We start from the raw sequence: 11,951 nt of genomic DNA, 5'->3' as shown, positions 1-11,951 counted from the left end.
TTAAAATGTTGAATAAGAGAATAATGACAGGTATAGTATTAGCCATCATTTTAGTATTTACTGCATGTTCAGGAAATCAAGAAAATTTGGAGTCTGAAAGTAGATTTAGTCATAATGACGAGCAGAATAGGGTTCAACTAGCTGCTGGAACCTATGAGAATGAAGATTTTGATGACGATATGAGTTTTGATGATTATCTAGAATATGATCTGGAATTAAAAGCTATGATAGAAGAAAATAGGGATGCTATACCAAAAGACACATATGACAAGCTTATCCAACTCTGCGACCAAATGATAGAAGCAGATAAAAAAGAAGATTTTGATAAAGGAACAGAGTTATACGAAGAAATCGATGGTATTCTAGCTGAATTGGATATTACTTTCGATGAGCAAGGTTCAGAGAATATAATTAAAGAATATGACGTTGTGAATGGACAAATTGATATCGAAGTAGAAAAAGATGAATTTAATATACATAAACTCTTATGGAATAAGGTAACAAAGATCTACCCTCAGAAATATGAAGATATGATTAGGAGTTTTGAGATTGCATCTGATGGTTATAATGGTACCATGGGAGCAACTGCACCAATGGATGACTCAAAACAAACATTTCTTCTATCACTTGATTTAGCAGATAGTTTTGATGCAAATGGCTACGTGAGCGATGATGAATTAACACATACACTTATTCATGAATTAGGCCATATCATAACATTGAACGGCGAACAGGTAGAGGAATTGGTAGATGAAACGAGCAAAAATTATACGATACAAGAAGGAACTACAAAAACAAAGTCTTATCTTAATCAATTTTATCAGCAATTTTGGTCAAAAATTAATGATGAATATATGAAGATCCAAGATCTTGGTGAAGAGGACCCTGAGCAAGCTGAAGAAGAAGCAATGAAATTCTATGAGAAATATCAAGATCAATTTGTTTCAGATTATGCTTCATCGGACCCAGTAGAAGATATAGCTGAAAGTTTTATTCATTTCGTATTAAAAGATAAGCCGGCAGGGAAAACCATTGCTGATAAGAAAGTATTGTTTTTCTATGAATACGAAGAACTTATAAAAGTAAGAGACGAGATTAGGACGAGTTTAGCAAATTAGTAAATGATGAAAAGGACTTAAAGGATGATTCGCTAATAAAGAATCATCCTTTAAGTTTGCAGAAATAAATGAGTCGGCTCATTTTTGTTTGACAAATAGTTGAACGGGGTGTATTATAAAAATGAGTAGACTCATTAAAGGAGAGTGGATATGGGTAAAAGAGAAGAAAAAAAGAAATTGACTAAGCAAAAGATTTTAGATGTTTCTAAGAAAATATTTAAAGAAGTAGGTTATGAAGAGGCAAAGACTTCATTAATTGCTAAAGAAGCAGGTATAGCAGAGGGAACCATTTTTAATTATTTTAATACCAAAGCAGAAATTTTAGTGACTATTGTAGATGAGTATTTAGTTATGGAAGATTATGCTTTTAATTATAACTTAAAAGATCATAAAGAGGTGAAGGCAGAAATTCATCGAGGGTTGGAATATTATTTAAGTAATGTAGATTTAGTGGATAAGTGTTTTTTAAAAGTCATTTTTGCAACAATTACGTATAAAGGAAATGAAAGCACCCAGATTTTTAATGTTTTAAAAATGGCAGATGATAAGGTGCTGGCCAATCTAAGAAGGTACTTGGAACATGTCTATGAACACAAATGTACAAATGAAATAGATGTTATCCTTAGAATCATTTACTCGAATATAGTCTTTGCCTTTTTAGAATATGTCACGGATGAACAAATGACGACTAAGACATTAGCTGATAACATATATAGGACGATTGAATATATACTGTAATAATAATAAATGTTCTATCCATAATAGTATTTAGCCATTATATTGTACAAACAAAATAAGAGGGGGAATTATCTATGGAATCTACAATGAAGAATCTCGAACATACTAAAAAAGTAAAATTCATAGATACCAATGATATTAAATCCTATTATGATCATGAGATGACTTGGGTTGATGCAACCCGATTTGAAAATGTAACACCCCAATCTGCATGGGTAAGTATAACCACACTTTTCTTAGAGCGATTTACCGAATTATCATCCATCAGTACCCAACCTCTTGAGATTCATAAATCTCAAGATGATAGCCTTCTATTAACCAAGGGGAATGTAATTATTGCTAGAGCAATATTGTGGGGGCTATTTAAGATACAGTTGAAGCTAGAAGTTCTTGAAGTTCGACCAGAAAGATATCTTCGATTAGGGGCAACAGTTTTAGGGCAGAATTTTGGCGATATCGATTTTCATATACGCCCAGAGCAAGACGGAACACGCATGTCATATCGTCAGGGATTAAAGATACATTTCAATCTACTTGGGTGGGTAGTTAGAAATATAAGCTTTGACATTGGAGAAAAGGCTGAGACAGCAGAAGTATATAATCTCTGGTTGAAGATTATACATAAGATAAATTAGTTAAGTAGTCCATAGGAATATGAGGTTGGAGGTGGCATTTTGCATAAGTATTACATGAGTAAAGAGAATAAAATTCTAAAATCATATGGTAAGTTATCAAAAAAGGCTGAAAGTATATTATTAGAAGTTTATGATAAGGATACAGTGACAGAAATTATCATTAAAACAGAAGAGCAATATAAGAATATTATTCCTAGATTACCTTATATAGGTGGGAAAAACAATGTTATGACTCCTATAATTGAATTTAACGGTTGGATTATCAGTTTCTATAAAGCCATGAATCAAAAAGGTTTTGATGCAACAGTAGTAGCTTATATAGCAAGGGCAGTATTTTTAAGTATATTTAATAAAATTCCCAAACCGATAGGTGCACTGATAGGCAAAGTACCCTTTACTGGAGCAGGCATAAAATTCTTTAAAAAGCAGGCTGAGAAATCCCAATTAAAACAATATCCAGAAGACTTCGTTTATACTATAGAAGTCATAAAAAAAGAAGGAAAAGAAGTGGAAGTAGAATTTGAGTTTCTCGAATGTGCTGTACACAAATTCTACCAGGCTGAAGACGCTGAAGCCTTAAAGGTATTCTGTAATTTTGGTGATCCAATTTACAGTCAACGCTTTGAGATGGGGGTAAATGCAGACCATACCTTTGCACAAGGTTGTCATACCTGTAGGCTCAATTATAACAATAAGCGACCAACCTACACCCCATCTAATGTTCAACAAATGATAGAAGAAGCACAAGTAATTATGAAAAAATAGAGTCAATGTCAATCCTGACGAGATTAGCGTTTGAAGGACCATCAAAGACTTCCCCCCTATAGTTGTATCTTGAACCATGACAGGGGCAGTCCCATGTTCTTTCAGCTTGATTCCAGACTAATTCACACTTTAGATGTTGACAAGTTATATCTACAGCAAATAATTCACCATTTTTATCTTTATAAACTCCAATGTTATTACTATTTATCTCAATAATATTACATTGATCTATAGGAATAGCCTCTAGTGTCGATTGATAGTCAGTAAGTTTTCCTTTAATTAACTCATACGCAGAATCTGTACCATTTACAATGATCTGCTTAATTTTTTGGCCATCAAGATGTCTTGAGGGTGAAAAAACGGATGCCCATGGATTCTTTCCTTTAAGAATTAAGTCCTTAATAATCATGGCAGCCACAGTACCACTAGTCATTCCCCATTTACCAAATCCTGTGGCAACATAAACGTGATCCATATTTCTATTCAAAAGACCAATATAAGGTACCTTATCTAAAGTGATATAGTCTTGGGCTAGCCAGCGATATCGGATAGGTGATTGAGGCGATACAGATTCAATAAAATTTTCAAGATGTTTATAATGTATAGAACCGTCTTTTCCCTTACCTGTCTTATGAGATTCGCCACCAACAAGAAGCAGATGTTCGGATTCAGATGAATAACTTCGTAAAGATCTAGTAGGATCATCGAAGCCAATGTACATATCTGTATTAAAATCATGTTTCATTGTTGTCCCAACAATATATGAAGTCTCTGGATACATCTTGGCAAAGTAGAAACTACCTTTATCATAAAAGGGGTAGTGAGAGGCAACAATCACATAGTCAGCGATAACTTTCCCACCAGTAGTTGAGATTGTATATGGGGTATTTTCATCAATATCAAGCGCACGCGTATTCTCGTAAATAGGAGCTTTTTTAGTAAGCTCATAAGCTAGTTTTAGTATATATTTTCTTGGATGAAACTCTGCTTGATTAGAAAAACGAATACCAGATAGTGATTTAACTGGAAAGTTTAAGTTAGTAACATAATCTGCTGGAAGATTAAGACTCTGAGCAGCTTTTACCTCTTTTTCTATAGAACATACATTAGATAGTTCGTCTGTATAGACGTATGCATTTCTATTGGTAAGTTGACAATCGATAGAGTATTGTTTAACCAATTGACGTATCTTTCGAATAGCGTGCTGATTAGCTATAGCATACTGTTCTGCTTTTTCAAACCCCAAATGTTTAATTAAGTCTGCATAGATAAGGTTATGTTGAGAAGTTATTTTAGCAGTTGTATGTCCTGTAGTTCCTCTACAAATTCTATTTGCTTCAATGAGAGCGATAGATAGGCCTGCATCACTTAATAATGTTGCAGATGTAATACCAGCAATACCTCCACCGATAACCAAAGCATCTACTCTTAAATCTTCTTTCAATGCGGGATAACTAGTTTCTTCAGTAGACGTAATCCAATATGAGTGTGATTTAAATGTATTCATTACTATTGACCTTTCTCATGATTATAATAATATATCATTAGCATTTGCAATTAATGAAAATACACTCTAAAATTAAGTGATTTTAATAAATCTTTGTATATCCTTTTTTAAATTCACTCGGTGTTATACCTAATTCTTTCTTAAAAGTAAAACAAAAGTAAGCACTACTTTTAAAACCACAAGTAATACTGATATCTTCAATAGTTTTTGGAGTATGAATAAGTAATTCCTTAGCCTTTATTAGTCTTTGTTGTTTAACATATTGGTTTGGAGTAGACCCTATAAGTTGTGTAAATTGTTGATGAAAATAAGTAGGACTAAACATGGCGTATTCACTTAACGTTCGTAGAGATAGATCTTTGTCTAAATTATTTCTTATGTATTCACCAACTTCACACATTTTATTACTGTTTTGCTGTTCCATTAATGTATCTTCTCTTGATTGCAGAGAGAGTCTGTAGGTCAGTTGAAGGAGTAAAGACTTTATGTATATTTCTGAACCCTGCTGAGGGTTAATATGATGATTAAATAACTCCATAAAGATGTTGAAGTATTTATCAAAATGCCCACATATATTTTTTTCTCTAATTTGGTTAATAATTGGATGGTTAATGCGCTCGGTAATTTTTCTTTTCTCAGTATGTAAATAATCAGGAGTAAAAGAGGACTCCAATTGAGCAAACTGAAAGCATGTCCAAATACTGTTATAGCGCATTACACCTTGTGTTGTTTGACCAGGCTGTCTAAATAATATGTCACCTTGATGTACGTCTACTCTTCTATTATCAATATACATCCATCCTCCAAGGCTTTCTGTGATGAGTTCTAATTCATAATCATAAACTGTTCGTTTATTAAGTTCTTTTCCTATAGGCATGACCATACCTTGAGAAAAATAGGAACAATACAGTAGTTTGGGATTAAACATATCTTCATTAATAGTTATCTTAACCACCCCTAAGTAATATTTTTATATTATCACAAAATAATCCTATCTATATAGCTATTTAACTAAAATTATACCATAAGATTTCTAAATAAAAACAGAATATATTGAATTGTACAAAGCTATGGGAATAGATAAAATAAAGATAGTACTGAAGTTCTCAAAAGACATGGAGGTAGGTCACTATGGAAAAATATAATTACTCTTTTCAAGATACAGAGTTAACTTTAGAAGAACGTGTTAATGATTTAGTAACTCGATTAACTTTAGAGGAAAAAATATCGCAGATGTTGCATTATTCACCTGCAATCAATAGGTTAGGAATCCCATCATATAACTGGTGGAATGAGTGCCTACATGGTGTTGCAAGAGCTGGTGTTGCAACAGTTTTTCCACAAGCTATAGGGATGGCTGCATCCTTTGATGCTCGATTAATAAAGGAAGCTGCAACTGTAATTTCTGATGAAGCTCGAGCAAAACATCATGAGTATGTACGGCAGGGAGATAGAGGGATTTATAAGGGATTAACTTTTTGGTCCCCAAATATTAATATTTTTAGAGATCCTAGATGGGGGCGTGGCCATGAGACCTATGGTGAAGATCCGTTCCTAACAGGAAAGCTAGGTGTAGCATTTATACAAGGATTGCAAGGTAGTGATCCAAAATACCTAAAAGTTGCAGCCTGCGCAAAACATTTCGCAGTACATAGTGGACCTGAGAAGCATAGGCATTCTTTTGATGCAATTGTTTCCAAGAAGGATTTATACGAAACCTATTTACCAGCCTTTGAAGCCTGTGTTAAAGAAGGAGAAGTAGAAGCGGTCATGGGAGCATATAATAGAACTAATGGTGAGCCATGCTGTGGCTCAACAACTCTACTCAACGATATTTTACGAGATGATTGGGGATTTGATGGTCATGTTGTATCAGACTGTGGGGCTATATGTGACTTTCATATGTATCATAAAATAACTGAAACACCCCAAGAATCCGCTGCATTGGCTGTTAATGCAGGAAGTGACTTAAATTGTGGTAATACGTATGCTTTCTTACTCTCAGCTATAGAGCAAGGGTTACTTAATGAGCATGCGATTGATAGGGCTATAAAAAGACTTTTCGCAACACGTTTTAGGTTGGGACAATTCGATCCAGAAGAGCAGAACCCTTATACATCTATACCTTATGAATTGAATGATTGCGAAGCACACCACGAGTTGGCTAAAAATATTGCAAGAAGAGGAATGGTACTACTAAAAAATGAAAAAAATCTTCTTCCATTAAAAAAAGATAAATTAAACACAATAGCTATTATTGGACCTAATGCAGATGATAGGGTAGCATTATTAGGAAATTATAATGGTACACCATCAGTAACATGTACTCCATTGGAGGGAATTCGAAGAGCTGTTAATGAAAATACACGTGTCTATTATTCCGAGGGATGTGATATTCAAAGTGATCAAATTGATGGTTTTGGTAATTCTACAAGTAAAATTAGTGAAGCGGTATCTGTAGCTGAACGAGCTGATGTGGCAGTAATTTGTGTAGGGCTAAACCCACTAATTGAAGGGGAAGCAGGGGATGCTTCTAACTCAGATGCTGCTGGTGATAAGATATCTTTAAAGCTACCGGGACTTCAAAATAAACTGATTGAAAAGGTGGTTGCAACGGGGACTCCAACTATTGTTGTTGTACTTGCAGGTAGTGCTATGGATTTACAATGGGCTGATCAAAATACATCTGCAGTTATTCAAGCTTGGTACCCAGGAGCTGAAGGTGGAGCTGCCCTTGCGGATTTATTGTTTGGTGTAGATGATTTCACAGGGTGTCTGCCAGTTACATTTGTAAAAAGTACTGAAGATTTACCTGATTTTAGAGATTACAATATGAAAGGACGAACATATCGCTATATAGAGAAGGAGCCATTATATCCCTTTGGTTATGGATTAAGTTATAATGATTATTCATATTCACATATGCAAGTATCATCTCAAACATTATCTGAAAATCAAAAACTCGATGTAAGTGTCACCGTAACCAATAATGGCATAATAAAAGGAAGTGAAGTTATTCAAGTATACATAAAAGCCAATAACCCTGGTATTCCTGTACCACATTGGTCCTTAGCTAATATAGAAGTTATTGATTTAAATCCCAATGATTCTAAAGAAAAACAAATAACTTTATTGCCTGAACAATTCATGCTTATCAATGAGGAAGGTAAAAAAGTTTATGTACCAGGTGAATATACAATCTTTATTGGTGGTAGTCAACCTGATGGAGTCAGTGAGAGGCTGAGTGGTAAGAAGGTTCTTAGGCAGACAATAAAACTGGTATAATATAAAAATAGTCTAGATATACGTTAATGCGTATCTAGACTATTTTCTATCTTGTATGATTACTGTGCTTCTTCAAGGGCGCGCTTAACGGCAAGTTTCCAGTTCTCAGATGAAACAGTTGCACCAGCAATAGAGTCCACTTCATAGGTTTGTTTTGCTATCATTTCATTAGCTAAATCTTCTCTATATTGCTTTAAGTTAGGATAGACCTTGCCATCTTTTTCTTCACCAGTCCACATGTCATAATCTACTTCATTACCTTCTAAATCAAATCGGCGTAAAGTAATGTTAGTCATTTTGCCATCTTTAATTTCCACTGTTGCGTCTTCAGAACCATAATCCCAAGGATCACCCATACTTGTGTAACTGCCATCCGTATAGGTTGCAGTCATATCGCCGTTAGTGTCTCCATTGGCATCAGGAGCTTCATCTGGATCAGGAGTATCTTCTGTCATTTCATCTCCATTACCATCTGGAGATTCAACATTGTTGTCATCTGGATTAGTATCGAGATTGTCAGTGGTACACCCGATTAAACTTAAACTTAATACTAGTACTAACATAAAACTTAATTTTTTCATAATGACCTCCTATTGTGTATAATTAGGTATATACCAAGTATTTGGAAAAACCTATTACTTTATTCAATGCAGTAAAATCAAAAGTAGTAATTAACTTATACGTCATAAAAAATTGTGCTATAATCAAACTATAAGTTTTTCATAAATACAAAGGAGATATAGCAAATGGAACAGAGATTATTATACGTAGTAGATGATGAAAAGCAAATAAGAGAATTACTCAAGACTTACTTAGAAAAAGAAGGATATAAAGTTGAACTATTTGAAGATGGACAAGAAGTTCTGGATAGATTCAGTGAGCAAACCTGTGATATGCTGATTATAGATATTATGATGCCTAATGTTGATGGCTATACCTTGTGTAGAGAAATTAGAAAAACCAGTGAAGTCCCTATTATAATTGTTTCTGCAAAAGATGAGGAAATTGATAGAATACTTGGATTAGAATTAGGCAGTGACGATTATATCTCAAAACCATTTAGTCCAAGAGAACTGATTGTAAGAGTAAAAAATATTTTTAGACGAATAAACAGGTCTCAACAAGCTACTCCGAAAGAGGTGGATGTAGATCAAATACATTGTAAAGATCTCATTATTTCAAAGGAGAATAGAACTGTATTAATTGATCATAAAGAAATCAAAGTGACATCTAAAGAGTTCGACTTGTTATTTTTATTGATCAAGAATAAAAACATGGCATTTTCAAGGGATACTATTATTGAACGTATTTGGGGATATGATTACTTTGGAGAAACAAGACAAGTGGATCACTTAATCAAACGTTTAAGAAAAAAAATGCTGGAAGCTAATGCTCAATGCCAGATTGAAACTGTCTGGGGGTATGGCTATAAAATCAGTGGGTAGGTGTAAAGGATGAAGAAAAGTATTTTCGGTAAGATTATACGATTAAACGTATTTAGTGTTGTATTTGCCTTATTGCTTATGGGGATTTTATCAAGTTTTGCTGTAAAGAAATACATAGAAGAAGATATCACTAGGGATCTTAAGCGAGAATCTAAGCTATTCTTAACATCCATTGGAGTAGATGGAGATAATCGGGTGATCGATAGAGAAAGTCTAATAGAATATAAGGAAAAAATTGGTATTCAAAGAATGGAATTTGAGAGCGAAAATATTATCCTTATTAAAGTTCCAAGAAAAGGATGGCAGCAATTATCATCTACTAACCGAAAATTAGTATTAACAGATGAAGAAATTGATAAAGTTCGTAATAGTACTAGAACAGATGGCCGGCTTTTTAGAATTACACTAGATGATCAAGAATGCTTAGCAGTGGCATTACCTGCACTTGAAGTAAATATGAAAGACAGTACCTTTGATGGTATTATTATTACCTATATGCCAACAACTCAAGTAAATGATATCAATCGCTATATCTTTGGAATGCTTATATTATCAATGTTGAGTGTTGGAATCATATCCATTATAATCGGTTGGCTCATATCAAGAAAAATGACAAGACCTATTAAGCAGCTTAAAGGTACTGCTGAGAAGCTTGCCAATCGAGATTTTAAAGAGAAAGCAGATATAAAAACTGGTGATGAGATTGAAGATTTGGCTATAGCCATTAATACAATGGCAGATAGTATTCAGCAATACGATACGAATCAAAAAGAATTCTTTCAGAATATTTCTCATGAATTAAAGACACCTCTGATGTCCATACAAGGGTATGCTGAAGGGTTGAAAGAAGACATGTTTGAAGACAAAGAACATGCTTTAGATATTATCATCGATGAGAGTCAAAGAATCAAAAAGTTTGTTGATGATATCATTTTTCTATCTAAATTGGATACAGTTGAAGAGTTCTTTGATATGAAAGAATGTAGTGTGAATCAAATTATCATTAATGCTATTGAAAAGATAGAGAGTATAGCTATTCTTAATGATATTGATATCTATTACACACCAGGGGAAGATATTAGACTTATTGTTGATGAAGACAAAATGATTCAAGTGATTATTAATTTATTATCCAATTGCTTGAAGTACACAAAGGACACAATAGATGTAGAAACTACAATTAGAAGTAATTGTTTTGAAATTAGGATTTGTGATAATGGTAAGGGATTTGGTGACATAGACCTGAATAAACTATTTGATCGTTTTTACAAGGGCGAAAAAGAAGGAAGCGGTTTAGGTATGTCCATTGTTAAAAAGATTGTTCAAGGTCATCAAGGAGAGGTTACAGCCCACAATATTGAGGCTGGCGGTGCAGAATTTCTCATTAAACTACCAAAATGATTTTTTGCCACATTATTGCCACATTTATAATATTTTTATTCCACAATTGAGCAGTAAACTATGTTTGTAAGTTAGTGATGAATGACACATCAGCTTACAAAACATACATTTAGGAGGAAAATATTATGAAAAAATTTATCACAAGAAGTTTAGTAACAATGATGCTTTTAGGAAGTGCAATGAATGTATCTGCTAACGAGGTAGAGCAAGATCAAGCAACAACTGTTGAGACAAAAAAAGCAGATAAAGAAGCCAAGAAAGCAGAACGTGAAGCGAGACTTGAAGAAAAGGCTGCTGAAAAAGAAATTACTATAGAAGAATTAGTTGAGCAATTAGAAAGTGCAAAAGCTGAAGCAGAAGAATTAGGCATGACAATGGAAGAATACAGAGAATATAAGAAAGCTGATAGAGAAGCTGCTAGAGAAGCAAAAATAGAAGAGATTGCAGCCAACAGGGGGATTACACTTGAAGAAGCTGAAGCACTTATTGAAGAACGTAAACTTACGGCTGAAGAATTAGGCATGACATTGGAAGAATACAGAGAATATCTAGAAGCAGAACGAGAAGCAAAATTAGAAGAAAAAGCAGCAGAAAAAGGAATTACCGTTGAAGAATTAATAGCTCATATTGAAGCGGGGAAAGCAGAAGCTGAAGAGTTAGGTATGACGATGGAAGAATACAGAGAATACAAGAAAGCTGAAAGAGAAGCAGCAAGGGTAGCAAGAATTGAAGAGATTGCAGCCAATAGAGGTATTACATTTGAAGAAGCAGAAGCGCTAATAGAAGCCCATAAACTTGAAGCTGAAGAATTAGGTATGACTAGGGATGAATACAAAGAGTATCTTGATGCAGAACGCCAAGCAGAAAGAGAAGCAAAATTAGATGAATTAGCTGCAGAAAAAGGAATTACAGTAGAGGAATTAAAAGCTAAAATAGAAAGTGATACAGAGGCTGCAGAAGAACTAGGCATGACATTAAAAGAGTACAGAGAATACATGAGAGAACAAAAAGAAGTCGAAGTAAACGTTGAAGAACTTTAAAAAGTAATATCAAGGAA

At 33.9% G+C, this 11,951-nt stretch carries 11 protein-coding genes; 8 read left to right on the top strand and 3 right to left on the bottom strand.

Annotation, left to right across the window (positions count from 1 at the left end; translation table 11 throughout):
• The first annotated feature begins 5 nt into the window (after positions 1–5).
• From C1Y58_RS06615 to C1Y58_RS06600, 4 genes are all read left to right on the top strand, one after another.
• On the top strand, positions 6–1,118 hold the full coding sequence (locus C1Y58_RS06615) for a hypothetical protein (protein WP_105615228.1): 1,113 nt from the start codon (positions 6–8) through the stop codon (positions 1,116–1,118).
• Positions 1,119–1,268: 150 nt separating this feature from the next.
• On the top strand, positions 1,269–1,856 hold the full coding sequence (locus C1Y58_RS06610; protein ID WP_105615227.1) for a TetR/AcrR family transcriptional regulator: 588 nt from the start codon (positions 1,269–1,271) through the stop codon (positions 1,854–1,856).
• A 74-nt stretch (positions 1,857–1,930) separates the two neighbouring features.
• Positions 1,931–2,491, top strand: a complete 561-nt coding sequence (locus C1Y58_RS06605; RefSeq protein ID WP_105615226.1) for a hypothetical protein — start codon at positions 1,931–1,933, stop codon at positions 2,489–2,491.
• 39 nt (positions 2,492–2,530) lie between these two features.
• On the top strand, positions 2,531–3,256 hold the full coding sequence (locus C1Y58_RS06600) for an L-2-amino-thiazoline-4-carboxylic acid hydrolase (RefSeq protein ID WP_105615225.1): 726 nt from the start codon (positions 2,531–2,533) through the stop codon (positions 3,254–3,256).
• Here C1Y58_RS06600 and C1Y58_RS06595 read toward each other — a convergent pair.
• Together C1Y58_RS06595 and C1Y58_RS06590 are read right to left on the bottom strand one after the other, a co-directional pair.
• Complete coding sequence (locus C1Y58_RS06595; RefSeq protein ID WP_105615224.1) at positions 3,243–4,763, bottom strand: FAD-dependent oxidoreductase; 1,521 nt, start codon at positions 4,761–4,763, stop codon at positions 3,243–3,245. The genes C1Y58_RS06600 and C1Y58_RS06595 overlap by 14 nt on opposite strands.
• Positions 4,764–4,845: 82 nt before the next feature.
• Entirely contained in the window at positions 4,846–5,640 is a 795-nt protein-coding gene (locus C1Y58_RS06590) for a helix-turn-helix domain-containing protein (RefSeq protein WP_170311539.1), read from the bottom strand.
• 254 nt (positions 5,641–5,894) lie between these two features.
• Between C1Y58_RS06590 and C1Y58_RS06585 the strand changes: the two genes are divergently transcribed.
• The gene (locus tag C1Y58_RS06585; protein ID WP_105615222.1) at positions 5,895–8,048 is read left to right on the top strand and encodes a glycoside hydrolase family 3 C-terminal domain-containing protein; all 2,154 of its coding nucleotides are present in this window, start codon (positions 5,895–5,897) and stop codon (positions 8,046–8,048) included.
• Between the two features lie 59 nt (positions 8,049–8,107).
• On the opposite strand, the gene C1Y58_RS06580 is transcribed toward C1Y58_RS06585, so the two are convergent.
• Positions 8,108–8,629 carry an FMN-binding protein gene (locus C1Y58_RS06580; RefSeq protein ID WP_105615221.1) on the bottom strand — a complete coding sequence of 174 codons (522 nt, stop codon included), beginning with the start codon at positions 8,627–8,629 and terminating at the stop codon, positions 8,108–8,110.
• A 165-nt stretch (positions 8,630–8,794) separates the two neighbouring features.
• Here C1Y58_RS06580 and C1Y58_RS06575 point away from each other — a divergent pair, with 165 nt between their 5' ends.
• The 3 genes from C1Y58_RS06575 (at position 8,795) to C1Y58_RS06565 (ending at position 11,934) form a co-directional block, all read left to right on the top strand.
• The gene (locus C1Y58_RS06575) at positions 8,795–9,493 is read left to right on the top strand and encodes a response regulator transcription factor (protein WP_105615220.1); all 699 of its coding nucleotides are present in this window, start codon (positions 8,795–8,797) and stop codon (positions 9,491–9,493) included.
• Positions 9,494–9,502: 9 nt separating this feature from the next.
• Positions 9,503–10,894 (top strand): sensor histidine kinase, encoded by a 1,392-nt coding sequence (locus C1Y58_RS06570; protein ID WP_105615219.1) that lies wholly within the window; start codon positions 9,503–9,505, stop codon positions 10,892–10,894.
• A 125-nt stretch (positions 10,895–11,019) separates the two neighbouring features.
• Positions 11,020–11,934, top strand: coding sequence for a coiled-coil domain-containing protein (locus tag C1Y58_RS06565; RefSeq protein ID WP_105615218.1), 915 nt, complete (start codon positions 11,020–11,022; stop codon positions 11,932–11,934).
• Positions 11,935–11,951 lie beyond the last annotated feature (17 nt).

It is taken from the genome of Vallitalea okinawensis (genome assembly GCF_002964605.1).
Lineage (GTDB): Bacteria > Bacillota > Clostridia > Lachnospirales > PQDH01 > Vallitalea_A > Vallitalea_A okinawensis.
Note: the sequence above shows the minus strand (reverse complement) of the source record. Positions and strands in the feature narration are given on the sequence as shown.